The sequence below is a fragment of the Collinsella aerofaciens genome (genome assembly GCF_005845035.1).
GTDB classification, from domain to species: domain Bacteria; phylum Actinomycetota; class Coriobacteriia; order Coriobacteriales; family Coriobacteriaceae; genus Collinsella; species Collinsella aerofaciens_I.
In genome coordinates, this window is the sequence record NZ_SPFO01000025.1 from 1 (window position 1) to 21060 (window position 21060).

The window sequence follows — 21060 nt, forward strand, 5'->3', positions numbered from 1 at the left end:
GGGGCCGCGGGGGCGTTCGGCTAGCTGCGGGAATGGCCTATTTGCTCAATGTGTTCGGCTGAGATCGGAAATCAACCCACCACAAAGGTGCCTGTCCCCTTTGTGGTGGTTGGGGCGTTAGGGGAGGAGCTTCATGGCGGCGTCGTGGGCGGCGTGCTCGTAGGTGTCGTCGAGGGGCTTGAGCGGCAGCAGGGCGGCGGCCTGTGCATCGCCACGGTGCTCGAGGGCATGGGCGATCAGCCAGTCGGCGAGCTCGGGGTTCTTGGGCAGCGCCGGGCCATGCAGGTACGTGCCGATGACGCCCTTGTAGATCAGGCCCTCAAAGCCATCGTCGCCGTTGTTGCCGGTGCCCGCGACGACGGACGTTCCGAGCGGCGTTGCCTCCGCGTCGAGCAGGGTGCGACCTCCATGGTTCTCGAATCCCACAAAGGGCTCGGGTGCCAGGTCGGTCTTGACGGCGACGTTGCCGATCAGGCGGTCGGAGCCGCGCACGGTCTCGGCGGCAATGACGCCCAGGCCCTCGATGCGATTCTCGCCCATATAGTACGAACGGCCGAGCAGCTGATAGCTGCCGCAGATAGCGAGCAGCGAGCCGCCATCCTCAACATAGGCTGCGACCTTGTCTTTTTGAGCGAACAGCTCGTGTGCCACGGCCAGCTGGTCGCGGTCGGAGCCACCGCCCATCATGACGATGTCGGCGTCGGTGAGGTCGAGCGTCTCGCCCATGCGGACCTCGTCCACGCGCGCGGGAATGCCGCGCCAGGCGCAGCGGCGCTCGAGGGCAATGACGTTGCCGCCGTCGCCATAGAGGTTGAGGGCATCGGGATACAGGTAGACGATGCGCAGCGGGCGCGAAAGCTCGACCGGCGCAATATCGGTGGGGACAGCGCTGCCATTGGCGCGTGTTACGGCGTGGGAGGTGACCGAGCTCGCATCGGCGCCCTTAAGCTCGTCGAGCTCCTTGACCAGTGGCGGGAAGGCCGTGTAGTTGGCGACGGCGTAGAAAGTATCGCCAGCCTCCTCGTCTGCCACGGCGCCGATCGCCTGCTCGATATTCGAGATGATGGCGGCATCGATGCCGGCGTACTTGAGGCGTACCTGCATGTCGTGCGCGCGCGTGCCGCCGGCAAAGGCGACAAGCCCCGTTGTGTCGGCGATGCGCTCAAAGTCGACGTCGTAGATCCACGACACATCGTGGCCGTCGGCATCGTTGTCGTTGAGGAAGAAGGCGCAGAGCCTGCCGCCTGCCGTTTTAATGGACTGAATCTGGCGATCGAAACCCACGGGATTCTTGGCCAGGTTTGCCTCGACGGTACGGCCGGCGATCTCCCAGCGGCCCATACGCCCGCCGGCGGGGATGTAGGCATCGAGCGTAGGCTGCAGGTGAGCTGCGTCCACGCCCAGCTCGTGGGCGGCGAAGAAGGCTGCGGCTACGTTGTAGACCATATACAGGCCGTTGTAGCGTGTGGCGATGTGTACGGCAGCCGCGTCGGGCGCAGATCCAAAGACCAGGTCAAAGCCGTAGCCGTCGCAGCCGAGCTCCACGCTCGTCACGCGACGGACAAGCCCAGGGCGGGCCCAGCCGCACGAGGGGCAATGGTATGCGCCGAGCTGTCCGTACTGCACATAGTCGTACTCCAACGGTGCGTTGCACTGTGAGCAAAAACGCGAGTCGCTAATGCGATCGGACTCGGTGCCCGTGGCACCGTCGATGCCAAAGGCAATGCTCGTGTTGGGGACGCGTGCGGCGATCGCGGCACACAGCGGATCGTCGGCGTTATAGATGAGCGTCGTTGCCGGCGAAAGCTCCAACGCATGGGCGATGACATCCTGGGTATGGTCGATCTCGCCGTAGCGGTCTAGTTGGTCGCGGAACAGGTTGAGCAGCACAAAGTACGTCGGCTTGAGCTTGGGCAGAACGCGTACGGTGTAGAGCTCGTCGCACTCAAAAACGCCCACGCGTTTGCCACTGCTGGTGTGCTTAAGATCACTGCGGGCCTCGAGCAGAGCACCCACCACACCGGGCTCCATATTGTTGCCGGCACGGTTGCATACCACGGTAGCACCGCTGGCGGCAACGGCGTCGGCGATGAGGTTGGAGGTGGTGGTCTTGCCATTGGTGCCGGTGATCACCACGCTGCGGTCGACCAGGCTCGCGAGGTCGCTTAGCAGCTCGGGGTCGATCTTCATGGCGATGCGGCCGGGAAGCACGCCACCCTGGCGCTTGAGGACAGAGCGCAGTCCCCAGCGGGCGATATCGCTCGAGGTACAGGCGAGAGATGAGCGGAGGTTCATGAAATCGTTCCTAACGTAAACGACATGGTCGGGGCGATCGCGTCGCTAAAAGCCGTAGCGGCGCGCAAATTCCTGGGCAAGCTGCGATACATCTTCGCAGGCGTTGGCCCAGGGGGCAAAGTCGGGGGTGTCCGAGATAATGCCGTCGGCTTCCCAAACCGCCTGGTGCGAGAGGTCCCAGGGGTCGCGCGGCTCGGGTCGGCAGGGAAGATATGGCGTCTGGTACATGGGGTTCAGCAAGAAGAACGCGCCGCCTTCGCAACGGTTGGCGAACTCACGCAGCGCGCGCGTCGCCGGGCGCATCTTGCTTGTTTTGAACAGCAGGATCGTGCGGGCGAGCAGGTACCAGGGGGAGTTCTCGAGTGCATCGGCTCCCACCTGCTCCTCGAGCTGATGTGCCAGGGCAAAAAAGCCGTCCTGGTCTTCCAAGCGGGCGAGGGCAAGCAGCACGGTGCCGGCAGCTCGGGTGGGATAACCTTCTGCCTTAAGGACGCGGCGGGCGTAGTTGGCAGCAGCACGGTAACGAGCGCTCGCCATGCACAGCTGCGAGATGGCCTCGAGCGTGTGGAGCCAGCCAATAAGCGCCGGCTCGCTCACGGTAAGGTTTGCTGCGGTGACACCGTCGGCCAAAACATTATTGGCCCAGTAGTGCGGAGCCTCCATATCAAACCCGGGCACGCTCTGTTGCAGGTAGTCGGCGGTGCTCGCCTCGAGCTTCATCAGGTCGCCCAGGCAGGCATCGACGGGCGTGTCCGCCAGGATGATGGCGAGCAGCTGGGCATCGAGGACATGCGCATCGACGCGGACGATCTTGAGCAGCTCATCACGCATATCGTCGAACAGGCGGTTGCGCGTCTGCTCAAACTCCTCGTCGCTGCCCATGTCCTCGATGCGGCGAAGCTCGTCAAGCAAATGACGATGAACGCCGGCATAGGACAGCAGCGCTTGGGCATGCTCGGTCTGCGCATACTTGTGGGGGTTTGCGCTGATGTCGTTATGGACAAGCTCGCGTGCTGCATCGGTGAGTTCGGGGTGCGACGCCAGATAGGTGCGCTCCAGATAGGCGGGGATGTAGACGCTCGGATCCATTAGAGGTCTCCTCCCTTAAACGGCAATCCCTGTTCGGCCGCGCGCAGGATTCGTTCGTCGATCTGAGAGCGCACAATGTCGTTGGTGGCGACCCAGGCGGCAAAGCTGGCGTTGTCGGGCGCGCCTAGGCCCTCCTGCAGCACCGGCGTCGCCTCGGACAGGGCAAGGACAAGCTCATCGGTGGAGCCCGGACCTACGTTGACGCGGGCATAGACGCCATCGGGAAACTCGGTTTGGAAGTAGAGTGCTTCGGCCGCGTGCGGGCATGAGCGCACCAGGATGCGCAGGTAGTGTTCGGCGTCCTCGTAATCCAGCTCGCGCCAGGCTGCGCTCATCAGTGCGATGAGCGTCCACGGGTCCAGGTCGCGCTCCGCATCTTTGGGGCGGCGGCGCAGCGGGGTATTCGCGAGATAGGGTACGGAGTGGGCAGAGCGAAATCGCTTGAGCTCCTCGGCAGGGTATTCGAGCTTTGCCATGGCAAGCATCGCGGTATGGCGGACGCCGGCGGGGTCGTTGGGCGCAAAGTCCAGGCTGCGATTCGCGGCATCCAGCGACATGCGGTAGCGGCCGCTAATGAGCGCGCGCGATGCCAAGGCGGCAAGCCAGCGCAGGTAGGGACGGCGGGTCAGGTCGCCTGCGGCCTCACGCTCGTAGGGGTCCTGCGCCGAGGCAATCTTGAGCGCCAGATCGTGCTCCACCTCGTCGCACTTGGACACCAGATACTGCACGTATTCCTCGTTAGATTCGGCGGTGAGCGCCGTCAGCATGCGCTGGGCATCCCAGTTGGCCGGATCGAGCGCGGCTGCCTCGCGGAGCATGTCCTCGGCTGCGGTCTCTTCTTGCTCTGCCTGGGCGTCGTCGGGGATAAAGGGGATGCGGTAGTCGACAGCCTCGACCACCTTGGCAATGAGGTGCCCGGCGCGGTCGCGATCGTGCACGATGAGCGGCGCGGGGTTGCGGGTGAATTGCTCCATCAGACGCTCGACGGCGGGGCCGTCAGTGAGCGGGATATTGTCGCGGCGCAAGGCCTCAAGAACGAGGCGATGGCAATCCTCTTGAATGGGATCGAATGCCATGGGGCCTCCTTTGCTGCGGTTAGGGTTCAAATGTCTCTATATAAAGGTCTAGTTTACCCGCATGTGGCACACCGAGGGTGCCGCACTTGGACTTGCACCTTTGCACCACGAAGACGGATGTCGCACAAATGTCGGCACCTCAGTTGCGCGGGTGGTATCACAGTGCCGTAAACGGTCGATTTTTGGCGGCGAACGGGGCACATTTTGGAGGGGTACCGTCCTGCCCGGGATATGTGGTCAACCCTGATAAAACGTTTGCCCAGCTTGGGAGTATGAATGCCCCACAAGGGTCTTCAGGGATAGAAAAAACGTTTCATCATTGTTGGCTTTAGGTGAATAACTGACCAACCAGAACGGTAAAATAGTGTTTGTCTGAGCGTTGAGACGTTTAGACATTGCGTCGCTATCGCCGGCGACGCACAAAATGGTCCTAACGGAGCCAATCGGGTGCTCCGTTATATACGCAAGTCTAAGAGGGGCTTGTTTAGGAGGCACAGTATGGGACGTTTTACCAATCCTCGCGATCTGTACTTTGGTGAGGGCGCTCGCCACGAGGTGAAGAACCTCAAGGGCAAGAAGGCCATCATCGTTTCTGGCGGCAGCTCTATGCGCCGTGGCGGATTCCTGCAGGACGTTGAGGCCGACCTCAAAGAGGGCGGCTTCGAGGTCAAGCTGTTCGAGGGCGTCGAGTCCGATCCGTCCATCGAGACGGTCATGAAGGGCGCCGAGGCCATGCGCGAGTTCGAGCCCGACTGGATTATCGCCATCGGCGGCGGCTCGCCCATCGATGCCGCTAAGGCCATGTGGGTCTTCTACGAGTATCCCGAGGAGTCCTTCGATAACATCATCCAGCCGTTCAGCTTCCCCGAGCTGCGTCAGAAGGCTCATTTCTGCGCCATCTCCTCTACCTCCGGCACCGCTACCGAGGTCACCGCGTTCTCCGTCATTACCGACTACGCCAAGGGCATCAAGTACCCGCTGGCCGACTTCAACATCACCCCTGATGTCGCCATCGTCGACCCCGAGCTCACCTACACCATGCCCGCCAAGCTGTGCGCACACACCGGCATGGATGCTCTGACCCACTGCATGGAGGCTTACGTTTCCACTTGTGCTTCCATGTTCACCGACGCCAACGCTCTGCACGGCATCCGCGAGATCGTCGAGTGGCTGCCCAAGTCCTATGCTGGCGACCATGAGGCCCGTCAGCACATGCACGAGGCTCAGTGCATCGCCGGTATCGCCTTCTCCTCGGGCCTGCTGGGCATCGTTCACTCCATGGCTCACAAGACCGGTGCGGCCTTTGAGAACGGCCACATCATCCACGGTGCTGCTAACGCCATGTACCTGGGCAAGGTCATCCAGTGGAACTCCAAGGATCCCCGTGCTGCCGAGCGTTACGCTTACGTGGCCAAGGAGATCCTGCACCTTCCCGGCGAGACCAACGAGGAGCTCATCGCCGCGCTCGTCCAGAAGATTCGCGACCTCAACGACCAGCTCAACATTCCGCAGTCCATCAAGGATTACGCGAATGGCGGCGTGAAGGTCGACGCCGAGAACCCGCAGATGGTTTCCGAGGAGGAGTTCCTCGCGAAGCTCCCCGAGATCGCCGCGAACGCCGAGCAGGACGCCTGCACGCCGGAGAACCCGCGTGAGACCAAGGCTGCCGACTTCGAGAAGATTCTCAAGGCCTGCTACTACGACACCGACATCGATTTCTAATCGACTCTTGTTATCGTAACGAGGGGCTCCGCACGTATCCGTACGGAGCCCCTTTCTTTTTTCTTTTAGAGAATGGGATAGTTATGGCTGCAATTTTTAATAGCCCCAGCAAGTACATCCAGGGTCCGGACGAGCTCGCCAAGCTCGGCTCCTATGTCGAGCCGCTCGGCGCTAAGGCCCTCGTCATCGTGACGCCTTCGGGCAAGAAGCGCGTTGGTGCCAAGATCGAGGGCGGCTTTGCCGAGGCTAAGGCCGAGCTGCTGTTTGAGGACTTTAACGGCGAGTGCTCCAAGGGCGAGGTCGATCGCCTGGTTGCGCTCGCTCGCGACAACGGTTGCGACATCGTCGTCGGCGTCGGTGGCGGCAAGATCCTCGATACCGCCAAGGCCGTTGCCTACTACCTGGAGTCCCCGGTTATCATTTGCCCCACCATCGCTTCGACCGATGCACCGTGCTCGGCACTTTCGGTGCTCTACACCGATGACGGCCAGTTCGATAAGTACCTGTTCCTTAAGGCAAACCCCAACATTGTCCTGATGGATACGACGGTTATCGCGGCGAGCCCGGTGCGCCTGACGGTTTCCGGTATGGGCGATGCGCTCGCAACCTACTTTGAGGCCCAGGCGACGCATGATGCCGACGGTGGCACTTGCGCCGGCGGCAAGGGCGGCATGGCTGGCTTGGCACTTGCCAAGCTCTGCTACGAGACGCTTATGGCCGATGGCGTCAAGGCCAAGGTCGCGTTGGAGAAAGGTGCGCTGACGCCTGCCGTGGAGCACATCATCGAGGCAAACACGCTGCTCTCCGGCATTGGCTTTGAGAGCTCGGGCCTTGCTGCTGCTCATGCCATCCACAATGGCCTGACGATGCTGCCCGAGTGCCACGGCATGTATCACGGCGAGAAGGTCGCCTTTGGCACCATCGTCCAGCTGGTACTCGAGGATGCCCCGACCGAGAAGCTCGAGGAAGTCTTGGGCTTCTGCATTGAGCTGGGTCTGCCGGTCACGATGAAGGAACTTGGCGTTGCCGAGGTTACGCGCGAGCAGGCCATGATTGTTGCCGAGGCCGCGTGCGCGCCCGAGGACACCATGTGCAATATGCCGTTTGAGGTGACGCCCGAGATGGTCGCAAACGCCATCCTGGGTGCCGACGCACTGGGCCACTACTATCTCATGGATGAGTAAATCAAGCTAAGGAAGGGGCAAAGCCAGCAGATGGCTTTGCCCCTTTTTTGCTATGGTGCAAAGGGGTCAGGCTACTTTGCACCAATCGTTGCTTGATGAAGGGTGGATTCTCGTATGGCGCTTCCTATGGTTTACGGCGGTCCCGGTCGGTATGTTCAGGGACCGGGGGAGCTTTCGCGTCAAGGCAAGTATTTGTCATGGTTGGGCTGCGCTGCCTATGTCTTGTTTGACCAGGGCACCGAGGATCGGCTGTGCAGGCAGATCGTCGATGGATTTCTGGACGACGATCTAAGCGAGCCGTTCTTTAAGATTTACAACGGTCCGTGTACGGAAGAGGCCGTTGTCGAAATGGCTAAGGAAGCCCAGGCCGAGTATTGCGACATGGTGGTGGGTATTGGCGGCGGCAAAATGCTCGATATCGCCAAGGCCGTTGCGTTTTATGCCGAGTTGACGTTGTGCGTATGCCCCACGGCGGCTTCGATGGACGGTCCGTGCAGCGCGATTTCGGTGCTGTATCACGAGGATGGGTCGTTCGACCGCTACCTGATGCTCGAGAAGAATCCAGACCTGGTCGTGGTCGATACCAACGTGGTCGCGGCGGCCCCACTGCGTATGACGGTCGCTGGCATGGGCGATGCGCTGGCAACGTACTTCGAGGCGCGTTCGTGCACCGCGGCGCACGGCGTCAACGAACACGGTGGCGCGCCGGGGCACTTGGCCCTGGTCACAGCACGTGCCTGCTACGACACGCTCATGGAGTGCGGTGTCGCTGCCAAGCGCGATCTCAAAAAGGGCCGTACATCGCCAGCGGTTGAGCGCCTGATCGAGTGCAATATTCTGCTTTCGGGTGTTGGCTTTGAGAGTGGCGGCCTAGCGCTTGCCCATGCCATTGCCAACGGCCTGACGATTTTGCCCGAGTGCAAGGCTATGCACGGCGAGGCCGTGGCGTTTGGCCTGGTGGTGCAGCTGCGCCTGGAGCGTGCGCCCGAGCTTGATCAGGTGCTCGAGTTTTGCCAGCGCGTCGGTCTGCCGACGACGCTCGAGGAGCTGGGCCTTGGCGAGATTTCCGATGCCGACCTGATGAGCGTTGCGGACGCGGCCTTTAGAAACGAACGTAATATGGCCAACGAGCAGGCCAAGGTGACCAAACGAAAGCTCGTGCAGCTCATGCGCGAGGCATAGTTTGGCGCTTGATCGACCTTGTGCAACCGAGGCGGCGATAGGCCATGGACTATTTGCCGCAAAGATGCTCAGCGTGTAGTTTGCCCGAGGTGTGGGCCGATAGCGTATCATTATCTCTTGCTTGTTTGCACTGCTCAGGGAGGGGCCGCGCATGGCGCAGGAACACGATCTGTTTGATGACATTATCGAGATCAGCAAAGGTTTCGATTTTCTTAAAAACCCGCTTGGCGGTGTGACCGACGCGCTCGATCCGTCGGCGCCGCAGTGGAACCCTGCCGATTATAAGGAGCGTCCGCGCGGAAACACCATTCCGTGCCTAGCCTGCAAAAACGAAAAGAGCGGCTGCACCGCGTGCATGGACGTGTGCCCGGTCAACGCTATCGAGGTCGAGGAAGACGCCATCGAGATTCTCGACTCCTGTCGCAAGTGCGGCCTGTGCGCCGCTGCCTGCCCGACGGAGGCGATCATCTCTCCGCGCCTTGCACCCAAAAACGTCTACGACGACATTGTCTCGGCGGCTACGAGCCACGAGACCGCCTACGTCACCTGCACACGTGCGTTGAAGCGCATGCCGCGCGAGAACGAGGTCGTCGTCGCCTGCGTGGGCGATATTACGGCAGAGACTTGGTTTTCGGTACTGGCCGACTATCCCAACGTGAGTGTGTACCTGCCGTTGGGCGTGTGCGATAAATGCCGCAACACCGGCGGTGAGGACATTCTGGGCGAGGCGATTGCGAAGGCCGAGGAGTGGTCCGGCACGGGTATGGGCCTGGAGGTCGACCCCAAGAGCCTCAAATGCCATAAGCGTCGCGAGTACGAGCGCAAGGAGTACATGGATAAGATTGCCCGTACCACGGGTCTAACCGTGACCAAGCTCAATCCAGCGACGGCGGCGCTGGCCTCGGTGACGCAAAAGCTCAAGGCCCATCGCCATCAGATTACCCAGCTGGAGCGCACGCTCAACACCATGTGCGGCACCACGACGACCAAGCGTCGCCGTTCGCTCACCCATGGGCGGCAGCTGGTGCTCTCGACATTGCAAAACCACCCCGAGCTTGCCCAGAACATGCAGGTGAGCACGCCGGAGTGCGATTTTGACAAGTGCACGTCGTGTGGTGAGTGTGTCAATGTATGCCCTACGTTCGCCTGCGATCTGGTGGGAAGTGGCCGCTTTGCGTTGGAGTCCACGTATTGTTTGGGCTGCGGCGCCTGTGTCAAGGTGTGTCCCGAGCATGCGCTCAAGTTGGTTGAGCACGACGCGTCCAACCTGATCGTCGTCGATCCCGAGGCCGAGGAAAAGGCCGCCCAGAAGGCGAAGGCTCACGAAGAGGCTGAGAAGGTCAAGGCTGAGGCAAAGGCCAAGCTTGACAAGATGCTCGACCAAGTGGAGAAGCTCGCAGACTAGCCAGCGACCCCAATCTCTGCTTCATTTGCGCCGCCGTGGCGTCCGGGTTCGCCCAGATGCTGCGGCGGCGCTATACTTATGCAGTTTGAAGTACCTGTATCAAAAGGAGCTGTCGTGTCCCTTTCCATCGGTATCGTGGGCCTGCCCAACGTGGGCAAGTCGACGCTGTTCACCGCGCTTACCAAAAAGACCGGCCTTGCCGCCAACTACCCGTTTGCCACGATCGACCCCAACGTGGGTATCGTCGATGTGCCCGATAGCCGCCTGCAAAAGCTTGCCGACATCGTCAACCCGGGCCGCATTGTGCCGGCTACGGTCGAGTTTGTCGACATCGCTGGCCTGGTGAAGGGTGCCAACGAGGGCGAGGGCCTGGGCAACCAGTTCCTGGCAAACATCCGCGAGACCGATGCCATCTGCGAGGTCGTGCGCTACTTTAAGGACCCCAACGTCATGCGCGAGGTGGGCCGCACGGGCGAGTTCGTCGATCCCGCCGGCGATGCCGACACCATCATGACCGAGCTCATCCTGGCCGACATGGGCACGCTCGAAAAGCAGCTGCCCAAGCTCGAGAAGGAGGCCAAGCGCGACAAGGAGCTCATGCCCAAGTTTGAGGTCGCCAAGCGCCTGCTTGCCTGGCTCAACGAGGGCAAGCGCGCCGCATCCATGGAGATGACCGACGAGGAGCGTGCCGCCGCCAAGGGCCTGTTCCTGCTCACCATGAAGCCCATCCTGTATGTGGCCAACGTGGACGAGGATATGCTCAATGAGGACCTGGCGCCCATCGATGGCGTCAAGCCGTTGCCCATCTGCGCCAAGATTGAGGCCGAGCTTTCCGAGCTCGATCCCGAGGATGCCGCCGACTACCTGGAGAGCCTGGGCCTGGAGCAGCCCGGCCTGGACGTGCTTGCTCAGGCTGCTTACAAGCTGCTCGGTCTGCAGTCGTTCTTTACGGCCGGCGAGATGGAGGTCAAGGCCTGGACGGTTCGTCAGGGCGCGACCGCCCCGCAGGCCGCCGGTGTCATCCACACCGACTTTGAGCGCGGCTTTATTAAGGCCGAGGTCATTGGCTACGACGACTACATCGAGCTCGGCGGCGAGCAGGGCGCTAAGGCTGCCGGCAAGCTGCGCATTGAGGGCAAGGACTATGTTATGGCCGATGGCGACGTCGTGCACTTCCGCTTTAACGTGTAAGGACGACGCGCATGTTTAAATATGGCAAAAAAGCTGGCTACATGGGTATTGCGCTGCTCGTACTTGCGGTGATTCCGCTGGTGGTTGCAGCGTTTGTTATCCCCAACATTGGTCCCGAGGTGGCAACAAAGTTTAACGCAGCAGGCGAGGTGACGCGTTGGGGCAAGAGCTACGAGCTGCTGGCGCTGCCGGTGCTCAACCTGCTGCTCGGCGTGGCGACGTATTTTACCGCCGGTCGTCAAGCAAAGAACAATGATGACTCCGCCGCCATGGCGCGCATCGTGTGCGAGCGCTACCTGCGCAACGGTTGCATCACGGGTGTGTTCCTCAACGTGATCAACGTTTACTTTATGTACTCGGCGATTACCGGAACGGGCTTTGGCTTTGGTTTCTAGCTTGTCCTTCTAGGCAACGAGCCTGCACGCATATTCAATGGCTGCTGCGAGGCCGCCGCTCGACCGTGGTTGAAAGACTACATCGGCGGCGGCCTCGTTTTCGTATCCGGCGCCGCGAAGGGCGAGTGCTATGCCGGCTTCTAAAAGGAGCGGCAGGCCGCGTTGGCTGGTTGCGATTACGGCAACCTGATTGAGCGAGCAGCTGTGCGCTTGGCATTGGATGGCAAGTTCGCCTTGCGTCGGGCAGGGGACCAGAACGGCGGCGACGCGACTTGATAGCAATGTAAATGCTGTGCGCTCATCGGGCGAAAGGCATTCAGCTTCAACGACGACGAGCTTGGGCGGTGCGCTGTTTGTGCGAAGCGTGGCTCGGTACATGCGGACCGAAGAACCCGACATAGAAAACTCCTGTGTATTCGGGAAAACGTAAACTATAGTTTACGTTTATGTTCGGCTCCATTTCAAACTCGGCTGCATGGACGAACGTGCGAAACAGATTCTTGGCAGGCGGGTCGAAGAGACACGCAGGGACCTTGGTATCTCCAAGGTTGATTTTTGTGTGGCGACAGGAATCAGCCGACCCTACCTCGACCGAATCGAAGATGGGACGGCAAATTTCACGCTCAAGGTTCTATTTAAGATCGCGCCCGCACTCGGCATGACGGTGTCAGAGCTTCTTGAAGGCATTGAGTAGGGGATACCGGTCGATGCCTGGCTACGCCATCGGGATGCGGTCGTGGTTGACTTGGCTGTAGAACAGGCGCTGGATTTCGGCGGCATCGCGTGACTGGCCGAGTGCCCACATGGTCTTGGCCACAAGCGTCTCGGTGGTCATGTCATCGCCGCGCAGAATGCCCGGATGATCGGCGTAAGCGCGGCCGACCTCATAAACGCCCAGATCGAGGCCCTCTTCGGGGACCTGCGTGGTCATAACGACGGTGCGGCCCGAATCGACCCAGCGGAAAATTGCCTCTTGGAACGAATCGCCGGACTCGCCAAACTCGGGAATACCGCCAATGCCAAAGGTCTCAAGAATTACAGCATCGTAGCTATCGGCTAGGGCGTCCAGGATACCCGGGTTCACGCCGGGCGTCAGCTTAAGGACAAATACGCGCGGATCGATACTGTCGTAGAAACGCACCGGGCTCTCATTCTGATGAGTGCCGTGAAGCCCGTTGCGCACAATGCGGTCGTTGCGGATGTAGGCAATGGGCGGATAGTTGACGCTAATGAACGCGTTAAAGCTCATGGTGCGCTGCTTGCGGGCGCGCGTGCCGGCAATGGCGACGCCGCCAAACACGATCGAGACGTCGTGCGAATGCTCGTCGAGTGCATAGAGCAGACTCTGGTACAGGTTGAGCTTGGCATCGGTAAAGGGGTTGCCCATGGGCTTTTGCGAGCCGGTGAGCACGATGGGCTTGGGGCTGTCCTGAATTAGATAGGAAAGCGCTGCCGCGGTGTAGCTCATAGTGTCGGTGCCGTGCAGAATCACGAAGCCGTCGTGATCGGCATAGCCCTCGACGATGACGTCGCGGATACGCATCCAGTCGCTTGGGCGCATATTGGTGCTGTCGATGTTCATGGGCTGCACGACGTCGAGCTCGCAGAGGCCCGAGATCTCGGGGACGCTCTGGGCGAGTTCCTCACCGGTCAGGGCGGGGGAGAGGCCGTTGCCGTCCTCGGTCGATGCGATGGTGCCGCCCGTGGCGATGAGAAGGATGCGCTTCATGCTGGTATTCCTATCGTATTTGCCGCCGCAGAGGCGGAGTCGTTCGGCAGTATTGTGGCACAGGGCGTCCAATGTTCAAACGTATTACATCATCTGTAACGTCTGGTAACACTTCAATTGCCGTCAAATAGGGGCCCAGGTCGTGCGTTTGCCGTGCGCTGATGGCTGCGAGGGACGAGAAACCCCATATAACGTGTACACTATGAAAGTTATTCTCGTTTATTCGCGCGGGTGGGCACCGGCTCCCCGCCAACAAGAGGGGGAACCATGGATCAAAAGGCTTCCGCAAAGGTCCTCGTACTCGACTTTGGTGCGCAGTACGGTCAGCTCATTGCCCGTCGCGTCCGCGACCTCAACGTGTATTCCGAGATCGTCCCCTGCGACATCTCGGCCGACGAGATTCGCGAGATGAACGCCTCTGCGCTCATCCTTTCCGGCGGCCCGGCTTCCGTGTATGCCGAGGACGCTCCGTCTATCGATCCCGCCATCTTTGACCTGGGCCTTCCCGTCCTGGGCTTTTGCTACGGCCATCAGATCACGGCCGTGACGCTCGGCGGCAAGGTCGGCCACTCCGAGGTGGGCGAGTACGGCCGCGCCACCATCACGCGCACGGCCGGCGCCAAGCTCTTTAACTCCACGCCCATGGAGCAGACCGTGTGGATGAGCCACCGCGACGCCGTTTCCGAGGTGCCCGAGGGCTTTACCGTTACCGCCAGCACCGACGTGTGCCCGGTCGCTGCGATGGAGTGCGTCGAGCGCAAAATCTTCACCACGCAGTTCCACCCCGAAGTCAAGCACTCCGAGTACGGTCAGCAGCTGCTGAGCAACTTCCTGTTTGAGATCTGCGGCCTGGAGCCCAACTGGAGCATGGACAACCTGGTCGAGACCATGACGGCCGAGTTCCGCGAGAAGGTCGGCGACGACCGCGTGATTCTGGCCCTGTCCGGTGGCGTCGACTCCTCCGTCGTGGCTGCGCTGGGCGCTCGCGCCGTGGGCAAGCAGATGACCTGCGTGTTCATCAACCACGGCCTGCTGCGCAAGGGCGAGCCCGAGCAGGTGGAGGAGGTCTTCACCAAGCAGTTTGACGTCGACTTTATCCACGTCCACGCCGAGGACCGCTACGCCGAGCTTCTGGCCGGCGTGACCGAGCCCGAGGAGAAGCGCCGCATCATCGGTACGCAGTTCTGGAAAGAGTTCTTCGCCGTGGCGCAGCAGCTCGAGACCGATGGCAAGCCGGTCAAGTACCTGGCTCAGGGCACCATCTACCCCGACATCATCGAGTCCGGCGCTCGCAAGACGGGCGGCAAGACGGCCACCATCAAGAGCCACCACAACCTGATCCCGTTCCCCGAGGGCGTGCACTTCGACCTCATCGAGCCGCTCGATCATTTCTTTAAGGACGAGGTCCGTGCACTTGGTCTGGCACTGGGCCTGCCGGGTCACATCGTGTTCCGCCAGCCCTTCCCGGGCCCGGGTCTTGCCATTCGCATCATCGGTGCGGTCGACAAGGAGAAGCTCGAGGTCCTCAAGAACGCCGACGCCATCGTGCGCGAGGAGCTGGATGCCTACAATCAGCGTCTGTTTGAGCAGACCGGCGAGCGCAACTCCGAGCACAGCTGCTGGCAGTATTTCGCGGTTCTGCCCGACATTAAGTCCGTCGGCGTTATGGGCGACGAGCGCACCTACCAGCGTCCGATCATCCTGCGTGCCGTCGAGTCCAGCGATGCCATGACCGCCGACTGGGCCAAGCTGCCCTACGACGTGCTGGCCCGCATTTCTGGCCGCATCGTTGCCGAGGTCCCCGGCGCCAACCGCGTGTGCTACGACATCACGTCCAAGCCGCCCGCGACGATCGAGTGGGAGTAAACGATATTCGTTGATTTCAAGCCTCTGACCTGCGAAAACAGGTCGGGGGCTTCTTATTTTGCAACCTCTGTGCAACCTTTGCGGTTTCGCGCCCCGTGAACAGGGGACGTAGCGCTGTTCACGTCTGGGCCCATGTCGGCACCGATCAATGCCCGCGCTGCTTCTGCTTGCGCTTCAGCTTCCGCTGCTCGAAGCACGTCGCCCGGGGTTCCTCGCCAGAGGAGAACCGACCGTTCCTTGCGAAACCGCGAGACCAGCTATATCCGCTTGCTGCGGGCTTGCTTGAGCCAGTTCCTCTTGAAAGAGCCTATACCTCCGAAGAACTTGTTGTACGTCTCACCGTTCTCCTTGGCCTCGTACTTGACCAAGGCAAGTTCGATGGTGCAGAGGTAATCCGCCACTTGCTCGAGGTGGTAGTCGGTCATCGAGGTCTTGCGGCGTCGGACGACCCCTTTTGAGAGGACCTTGCCCACCGAGCCGTCTCGCCCACGGAACAGAAGGAGCGCATCCTCGCGACCTTCGGCGACCTGTGCTGCGAGATGGAGGGCTGCACCATCGCGCAGGCCGCCTATCTCAACGGCGTGCCCCTCGTCGTCGTGCGCGCCATCAGCGACAAGCCCTGCGCCGAGGGCCAGGTCGTCGACTACAACACCTTCGAGAAGAAGGCAGCCTGCGACTGCGCCCGCATCGCCGCGCGTATGGTTAAGCTTTAGGCCCTGCGCGCCGGGGCCCTTCTTTATGTTGGGACCCCGGCGCGCAGGGCCCTTTCCAAAGCGAAGTGTCGAGCCGAAGTGTTGAGCGTCGGCCCTGAATGTTCAATGGCCGTTGTTTTCTGCCCCTCAAGTGGTGAACTTCTCCTCGGGGCTGTTGATTCCCCCACGCGCCCCCTTCCGTTCTCCGTGTTCCCCTTATACTCCTTGTACAAGGAGGTAAGAAGTCATGGACAAGACCGCACAGGACAGCTTGGCAAAGAAGCCCGTCGACATGAGGGACAGGATTCTCGAGCATCTCGAGGCCCTCACCTCTGCCGTCTCGCTCGACGACCTTGTCCGTCTGTCCACCTCCGACATCGCCGAGACGCTCATCATCTCCAGGAGTCTGGCGAGCCAGTACCTCAACGACCTTGTTCGCGCCGGCCTTGTGGTTAAGGTGGCGGGCAGGCCTGTCCGTTATTTTCATCGCCGCGCGTTCCAGAAGCGTTTTCAGGTAAAGCTCTCTGCAAGCGAGTACGCCTCGCTCGCCGACCTCATCCAGGCGACGGGAATCGCCGATCACCGCGACTTCGCGCGTGCCGTGGGCTTCGACCTGAGCCTCAGCTCCGTTGTCGAGCAGTGCAAGGCTGCGGTTCAGTACCCTCCGTTTGGCCTACCCATCCTCTTGAGCGGCGGCGTGGGTGTCGGTAAGTCTTTCCTTTCTCGCCTTGTGTACGAGTACGGCAAGAACCAGGGCTTGCTGTCCCGCGACTCCTCCTATGTGCGCATCGACTGCGCCGGGGTCCCGGACGCCGCCTCGTTCAACGGGCTTCTTGACGAGTCGATCGCGAAATCGCGCGGGGGTGTGGTTTTTGTCAACGGCATCGAGGCACTCTCTCCCTCTGCGATGGAGCACTGCCTTGCGACGGCCCTCGGGCTCGATGCCTCCCAGGATGCGCCGCGCGCTCGCCTCGTTCTTTCGACGACGCTTTCCGCCGATGACCTGAAGGTTTCCTCGGCCTACAGCAAAATGCCCATCTGTGCCCGCGTCCCCTCACTCAAGGAGCGGACCCCCGAGGAGCGCGAGGATCTCATCTTGAGCTTCCTGCGCAGCGAGGGGTGCCGAATCGGTTCTGATGTGAAGATCAGCCGCGGCGCATACCGTTGCCTCGTGAACGCGGACTTTTCCGATAACATCGCCGGCTTGCGCGCCTGCGTGACGAACTGCTGCGCCAAAGCGTTCCTCAATCGCGAGGGCGACTACGTCGTCGTTCGCCCGTATCTTCTTCCCAGCGGGCTCCTCTCCTCCGCGCAGATCGATCAACAGCCCGACGATGGCGTTCTGATCGACGCGTCCCTGGGCCGCCGAGAGCACAGGGCCGGTCGAGCAGGCGCTCGATGCCCTGTGCTCTCTCGATGAGCGATTCTGCGCCGGGGAGCTCTCTGTCTCCGAGCTCGTCTCGCAAGCTGTCTCCGCTGTGCGCGGCGTTGAGGATCACTTGATCTTCGGCCGCGGCGTTACCTCCTCGAGGTCGCGCGCCTTCGAGCGTATCGTGGGCACGGTCCTTGCCGACGCAGGCTCTTCTTATGGCATCGAGCTTTCGAGGAAGGTCGCTTTTCTGCTGGCCCAGGAGATTTGCCTGCAGTTGTGGCCGGGCATCGGCCTGGCTAAGCGAAAGTCTGCCTGTGCGGAGCAAATCTCCCATCTCCTCGGTGCCGTGACCTCCGAATTGCCGTTTGCCTCGAGCGTCTCCGATCAGGTCGCCGCAGACGTGGAAGGGGCGCTGGGAATCTCGCTCGATCACTTCACGAAGACGCTTCTGACGCTGTGCGTCGCATCGGAGTCTCGCGACGCGAAGGCCCTTCGAACGCTCTGCGTCATCTTGTCCCACGGCTACTCAACGGCGACGAGCATCGCCGACGCGGCGAACCGTATGCTCGGCATGCATGTGTACGAGGCGGTCGACATGCCCTACGACCAGCAGCTGAAGGACATCGTCGGTCCGCTCCAGCGCCTCGTCGACCGCCATTCCTACTGCACCGGGGTCGTGTTCCTCGTCGACATGGGCTCCTTGGAGGAGGCCTATAAGGCCCTCGAGAACGTTACCGACTCCACTATCGGCGTGGTGAACAACGTCTCTACCGGTCTTGCGCTCGAGATCGGGGTCGGGCTGCTCGGCGGCAAGTCCATCGCCGAGGTTCTTGGCGATGCGACCGCCGCGTGCGTGACGCACTGCAAGGTGATCGAGCGCGTCAACCGTGAGGACGCCATCGTCTTCTGCTCCGAGTCCGGGGTCGACGCCGCGGAGAGGATACGCCAGCTCGTCTCGCAGAGCCTCCCGCGCACCATAGGCGCACGCCTGCTCACGAGGCCCTTCAAGCAGCTCGTCACGAACGGGTCGAACGACGCCGTTTTCTCCGAGCACCGCGTCTGCGCCGTCATCGGCACGGGAGACCCCGGGATTGCCTCCGTCCCCTTCGTCGCCCTCGAAGACATTATGTCGACGGCGTCCGCCTCGAAGGTCGATGCCGTGTTCGGCAGGTGGCTTGACGCTTCCGAGCTCTCTTCTTTCCACGAGAAGCTGCTTTCGAACATGACGCTGCAGAACGTTATCCGCTCCATCACCATCCTCGACCCGGAGCGGCTATTCCACGAGATCGAGAGCGCCGTGCACGAGCTTCAGCGCAGAACGGGCGAGAAGATCGGCAGCAACGCCATCATCGGGCTGTACGTTCACCTCTGTTGCCTCGTTGAGCGCCTCGTCACCCGCAACCCCATCGAGACCTACGTCGGCCAGGATCGCTTCGAGGAAGAGCACACCGACTTCATCGAGTCCTTCAGGCAGAGTTTCTCGAGCATCTCGACGCGCTATCGCGTGGAGGTTCCTGTAAGCGAGATCGCCTACGTCTTCGACTACATCAGCGTGAGCGCCGCCCCGGCGCGAGAGGAGCGTCTCGGCTCCTCGAGCCTCCTGTTCGACGAGTGACCCCCGCGCCGTCACGAGCTGACCGCGCGTCTTCAATAATCCGATAACCCCTTGCCCGGCGCGAATCCGGATAGCGCCAAGGCAGTACCGAACGTAAGACTTGATTTGATAGGAGCAAACATGAGTGTTGTTATGGCACGAATCGACAATCGCCTGCTTCACGGCATCATCGTGACGCAGTGGGCCCCGGTGTCGGGCGCAACCCGCGTCATGGTCGTCGATGACAAGGTCGCCGGCGATGAGGTCCTGAAGTCCACCATGAGGATGGCGCGCCCCGCGGGCATGGCCGTCTCGATCATCTCTGAGGAGACCGCGCTCAAGAACTTCGCGGCGGGCAAGTACGACCGCGAGAAGGTCTTTGTCATCGCTAAGGAGCCCGAGACGATCCTTCACCTGGCCGAGTCGGGCGTCGAGTTCCCGTCGCTGATCGTCGGCGGCTCTCTTGTCAAGGAGGACGGCGTCCAGCTCACCCAGCGCGCCTATGCCTCCGCCGAGAACGTCCAGAGCTACAAGGCGCTCATCGCCCGCGGCGTCAAGGTGACGGCACAGTTCGTGCCCGCCGACAAGCCCGTCTCCGTCGCCGACCTCATCTAAGGAGGGATCATGGTCAACTTCACTATCCTGCAGGTCGTCCTTTTGACCCTGCTGGCCTTCATCAAGCACGTGGACTACTACGGCATCCCGATGATCTTCGTCAACTATGCCGTTTTCTGGGGCCTTATCACCGGCGTCGTCATGGGCGACTGGCAGACCGGCCTCGTCATCGGCGGCACCATCCAGCTCATGCAGCTCGGCGTCGCGGGCTTCGGCGGCTCGTCGATTCCCGACTACGGCACGATGGCCATCATCGCCACCGCCTACGGCGTGACCCTGGGCGCGGACACGGGCCTCGCCATTGGCCTGCCGGTCGGCATGCTCGGCATCCAGCTCGACGTCATCGTCAAGATCCTCAACGGCTTCGTCGTGGAGAAGTCCCAGAAGCTCTGCAACGAGGGCAAGTTCAAGCAGATGAACGCCATCCTGTGGGTCTGCCCCGCGCTCTTCGGTCTGTGCGCCGCCCTGCCCGTCTTTGTTTCCGTGACGCTCGGCCAGCCCGCCGTCAACTGGCTCCTCGAGGTCATGCCCCAGTGGTTCCTCTCCGGCCTCACCCTCGCCGGCAAGATGCTCCCGGCCGTCGGCATCGCCATGCTGCTTCGCTACATGCCCACCGCTAAGTACTTCCAGTACCTGCTCGCCGGCTTCTTCCTCTCGGCCTTCCTGAACGTGCCCATCATCGGTGCCGCCATCGTCGGCGTTGCCCTCGCGATCGCGTTCTACCAGCGCGCCGAGAGGGACACCGAGCTCGCCGCCCACGCTTCCGCAGACGCCTTCATCGGAGAGGATGAGTAACCATGGAAAACGAGAACATCACCGCCGTCGCCGAGGGCAAGCCCTCCGGCTATAAGGTCACCAAGAAGGACCTGCGCAACGCGAACTGGCGCTGGCTCATGAGCGTGTGCACCTTCAACTACCAGACCCAGCAGGGCGCCTCGGTCGCCTACGCCCTCTCGCCGATCCTGAGGAAGATCTACACGAACGACGAGGACTATAAGCAAGCGCTCAACAACCACTTCCGCTACTACAACACCCAGCCTTGGCTCGCCGCCATCATCCTCGGTGCCTGCGTGGCCATGGAGGAGCGTGACGGCCTCGCGGCGGCGGACGCCGTCCAAGACCTGAAGATCGGCACCATGGGACCGCTCGCCGGCGTCGGCGACTCCCTGCTCATGACCATGATCCCGACCATCATGGGCTCCATCGCCGCCTACATGGCCATCGAGGGCAACCCCGTGGGAGCCGGCATCTGGTTCGCGCTCATCCTGGCCATCTTCTGGGTCCGCATGCACGCCCTCGAGTTCGGCTACAAGCAGGGTGTGAAGCTCGTCACCGACTTCAGCGAGAAGCTTCCCAACCTCACTGCCGCCGCCTCCGTGCTCGGCCTCACCGTGGTCGGCTGCCTCATCGCCTCGGTCATCGGCGTCACCTGCCCGATTAGCTTCAGCTTCGGCGACGTCTCAATGGAGATTCAGCCGCTGCTCGACAAGATCCTGCCTGCCATGATCCCCGCCGCCATCACGGGAAGCGCGTATTACCTTCTTACCAAGAAGAACGCGAGCATGACGGCCCTCATCCTCGTGGTGATCGTCCTCGCGATGGTCGCCTCCGCCGCCGGCATCCTCGCCTAGCTTCGACCCAAGAGATTGGTGA

General features: G+C 61.6%; 19 protein-coding genes and 1 pseudogene. 14 read left to right on the forward strand and 6 right to left on the reverse strand.

Annotated features, from left to right (window positions below; all coding sequences use genetic code 11):
* Positions 1–117 precede the first annotated feature (117 nt).
* Genes FGQ67_RS10300 through FGQ67_RS09175 form a run of 3 tightly spaced genes read right to left on the reverse strand, consistent with a single transcriptional unit; the run spans position 118 to position 4460 of the window.
* Positions 118–2295: a MurT ligase domain-containing protein gene (locus FGQ67_RS10300; protein ID WP_249934443.1), complete on the reverse strand. Its 2178-nt coding sequence runs from the start codon at positions 2293–2295 to the stop codon at positions 118–120.
* Between the two features lie 45 nt (positions 2296–2340).
* The gene (locus tag FGQ67_RS09170) at positions 2341–3384 is read right to left on the reverse strand and encodes a hypothetical protein (RefSeq protein WP_138341568.1); all 1044 of its coding nucleotides are present in this window, start codon (positions 3382–3384) and stop codon (positions 2341–2343) included.
* Entirely contained in the window at positions 3384–4460 is a 1077-nt protein-coding gene (locus FGQ67_RS09175; RefSeq protein ID WP_138341570.1) for a tetratricopeptide repeat protein, read from the reverse strand. Before FGQ67_RS09175 ends, FGQ67_RS09170 begins: the two co-directional genes overlap by 1 nt.
* 498 nt (positions 4461–4958) lie before the next feature.
* Here FGQ67_RS09175 and FGQ67_RS09180 point away from each other — a divergent pair, with 498 nt between their 5' ends.
* The 6 genes from FGQ67_RS09180 to FGQ67_RS09205 all read left to right on the forward strand — a co-directional run bounded on the left by FGQ67_RS09180 (position 4959) and on the right by FGQ67_RS09205 (position 11539).
* Positions 4959–6182 carry an iron-containing alcohol dehydrogenase gene (locus tag FGQ67_RS09180; protein WP_035136916.1) on the forward strand — a complete coding sequence of 408 codons (1224 nt, stop codon included), beginning with the start codon at positions 4959–4961 and terminating at the stop codon, positions 6180–6182.
* A gap of 83 nt (positions 6183–6265) precedes the next feature.
* The gene (locus FGQ67_RS09185) at positions 6266–7366 is read left to right on the forward strand and encodes a glycerol dehydrogenase (protein WP_138341572.1); all 1101 of its coding nucleotides are present in this window, start codon (positions 6266–6268) and stop codon (positions 7364–7366) included.
* Positions 7367–7480: 114 nt separating this feature from the next.
* Entirely contained in the window at positions 7481–8548 is a 1068-nt protein-coding gene (locus FGQ67_RS09190; RefSeq protein ID WP_138341574.1) for a glycerol dehydrogenase, read from the forward strand.
* Between the two features lie 151 nt (positions 8549–8699).
* Positions 8700–9953, forward strand: a complete 1254-nt coding sequence (locus tag FGQ67_RS09195) for a 4Fe-4S binding protein (protein ID WP_138341576.1) — start codon at positions 8700–8702, stop codon at positions 9951–9953.
* 114 nt (positions 9954–10067) lie between these two features.
* The gene (ychF, locus tag FGQ67_RS09200; protein WP_055309950.1) at positions 10068–11144 is read left to right on the forward strand and encodes a redox-regulated ATPase YchF; all 1077 of its coding nucleotides are present in this window, start codon (positions 10068–10070) and stop codon (positions 11142–11144) included.
* An 11-nt stretch (positions 11145–11155) separates the two neighbouring features.
* Positions 11156–11539 (forward strand): DUF1648 domain-containing protein, encoded by a 384-nt coding sequence (locus FGQ67_RS09205; protein ID WP_138341578.1) that lies wholly within the window; start codon positions 11156–11158, stop codon positions 11537–11539.
* Positions 11540–11548: 9 nt separating this feature from the next.
* On the opposite strand, the gene FGQ67_RS09210 is transcribed toward FGQ67_RS09205, so the two are convergent.
* A complete protein-coding gene (locus FGQ67_RS09210) occupies positions 11549–11938 on the reverse strand; it encodes a hypothetical protein (protein ID WP_138341580.1) in 390 nt (129 codons plus the stop codon).
* Positions 11939–12014: 76 nt separating this feature from the next.
* Between FGQ67_RS09210 and FGQ67_RS09215 the strand changes: the two genes are divergently transcribed.
* Positions 12015–12233: a helix-turn-helix domain-containing protein gene (locus FGQ67_RS09215; protein ID WP_035136926.1), complete on the forward strand. Its 219-nt coding sequence runs from the start codon at positions 12015–12017 to the stop codon at positions 12231–12233.
* A 21-nt stretch (positions 12234–12254) separates the two neighbouring features.
* Here the strand turns inward: FGQ67_RS09215 and FGQ67_RS09220 are convergent, their stop codons facing one another.
* The gene (locus FGQ67_RS09220; RefSeq protein WP_138341582.1) at positions 12255–13268 is read right to left on the reverse strand and encodes an asparaginase; all 1014 of its coding nucleotides are present in this window, start codon (positions 13266–13268) and stop codon (positions 12255–12257) included.
* A 267-nt stretch (positions 13269–13535) separates the two neighbouring features.
* On the opposite strand from FGQ67_RS09220, the gene guaA reads away from it, so the two are divergent.
* Complete coding sequence (gene guaA, locus FGQ67_RS09225) at positions 13536–15134, forward strand: glutamine-hydrolyzing GMP synthase (protein WP_138341584.1); 1599 nt, start codon at positions 13536–13538, stop codon at positions 15132–15134.
* Between the two features lie 257 nt (positions 15135–15391).
* Here the strand turns inward: guaA and FGQ67_RS10135 are convergent, their stop codons facing one another.
* Positions 15392–15607, reverse strand: coding sequence for a hypothetical protein (locus FGQ67_RS10135; protein WP_171025290.1), 216 nt, complete (start codon positions 15605–15607; stop codon positions 15392–15394).
* Between the two features lie 18 nt (positions 15608–15625).
* Between FGQ67_RS10135 and FGQ67_RS09230 the strand changes: the two are divergent.
* From FGQ67_RS09230 to FGQ67_RS09255, 6 genes and pseudogenes are all read left to right on the forward strand, one after another.
* Positions 15626–15847: pseudogene (locus FGQ67_RS09230) on the forward strand (phosphorylase family protein); the annotation flags it as partial.
* Between the two features lie 226 nt (positions 15848–16073).
* Positions 16074–17246, forward strand: coding sequence for a transcriptional regulator (locus tag FGQ67_RS09235; RefSeq protein ID WP_138341588.1), 1173 nt, complete (start codon positions 16074–16076; stop codon positions 17244–17246).
* Between the two features lie 58 nt (positions 17247–17304).
* Positions 17305–18813, forward strand: coding sequence for a PRD domain-containing protein (locus FGQ67_RS09240; RefSeq protein ID WP_138341590.1), 1509 nt, complete (start codon positions 17305–17307; stop codon positions 18811–18813).
* A gap of 120 nt (positions 18814–18933) precedes the next feature.
* Positions 18934–19407 carry a PTS sugar transporter subunit IIB gene (locus FGQ67_RS09245; protein ID WP_138341592.1) on the forward strand — a complete coding sequence of 158 codons (474 nt, stop codon included), beginning with the start codon at positions 18934–18936 and terminating at the stop codon, positions 19405–19407.
* Positions 19408–19416: 9 nt separating this feature from the next.
* Entirely contained in the window at positions 19417–20202 is a 786-nt protein-coding gene (locus tag FGQ67_RS09250) for a PTS mannose/fructose/sorbose/N-acetylgalactosamine transporter subunit IIC (protein WP_138341594.1), read from the forward strand.
* 2 nt (positions 20203–20204) lie between these two features.
* Positions 20205–21038, forward strand: coding sequence for a PTS system mannose/fructose/sorbose family transporter subunit IID (locus FGQ67_RS09255; RefSeq protein WP_138341596.1), 834 nt, complete (start codon positions 20205–20207; stop codon positions 21036–21038).
* Positions 21039–21060: the final 22 nt, after the last annotated feature.

Coding starts and splice junctions, on each gene's coding strand:
- FGQ67_RS10300 (WP_249934443.1), bottom strand. CDS start 2,295: ATGAACCTCCGCTCATCTCTCGCCTGTACCTCGAGCGATATCGCCCGC.
- FGQ67_RS09170 (WP_138341568.1), bottom strand. CDS start 3,384: ATGGATCCGAGCGTCTACATCCCCGCCTATCTGGAGCGCACCTATCTG.
- FGQ67_RS09175 (WP_138341570.1), bottom strand. CDS start 4,460: ATGGCATTCGATCCCATTCAAGAGGATTGCCATCGCCTCGTTCTTGAG.
- FGQ67_RS09180 (WP_035136916.1), top strand. CDS start 4,959: ATGGGACGTTTTACCAATCCTCGCGATCTGTACTTTGGTGAGGGCGCT.
- FGQ67_RS09185 (WP_138341572.1), top strand. CDS start 6,266: ATGGCTGCAATTTTTAATAGCCCCAGCAAGTACATCCAGGGTCCGGAC.
- FGQ67_RS09190 (WP_138341574.1), top strand. CDS start 7,481: ATGGCGCTTCCTATGGTTTACGGCGGTCCCGGTCGGTATGTTCAGGGA.
- FGQ67_RS09195 (WP_138341576.1), top strand. CDS start 8,700: ATGGCGCAGGAACACGATCTGTTTGATGACATTATCGAGATCAGCAAA.
- FGQ67_RS09205 (WP_138341578.1), top strand. CDS start 11,156: ATGTTTAAATATGGCAAAAAAGCTGGCTACATGGGTATTGCGCTGCTC.
- FGQ67_RS09210 (WP_138341580.1), bottom strand. CDS start 11,938: ATGTCGGGTTCTTCGGTCCGCATGTACCGAGCCACGCTTCGCACAAAC.
- FGQ67_RS09215 (WP_035136926.1), top strand. CDS start 12,015: ATGGACGAACGTGCGAAACAGATTCTTGGCAGGCGGGTCGAAGAGACA.
- FGQ67_RS09220 (WP_138341582.1), bottom strand. CDS start 13,268: ATGAAGCGCATCCTTCTCATCGCCACGGGCGGCACCATCGCATCGACC.
- guaA (WP_138341584.1), top strand. CDS start 13,536: ATGGATCAAAAGGCTTCCGCAAAGGTCCTCGTACTCGACTTTGGTGCG.
- FGQ67_RS09235 (WP_138341588.1), top strand. CDS start 16,074: ATGGACAAGACCGCACAGGACAGCTTGGCAAAGAAGCCCGTCGACATG.
- FGQ67_RS09245 (WP_138341592.1), top strand. CDS start 18,934: ATGAGTGTTGTTATGGCACGAATCGACAATCGCCTGCTTCACGGCATC.
- FGQ67_RS09250 (WP_138341594.1), top strand. CDS start 19,417: ATGGTCAACTTCACTATCCTGCAGGTCGTCCTTTTGACCCTGCTGGCC.
- FGQ67_RS09255 (WP_138341596.1), top strand. CDS start 20,205: ATGGAAAACGAGAACATCACCGCCGTCGCCGAGGGCAAGCCCTCCGGC.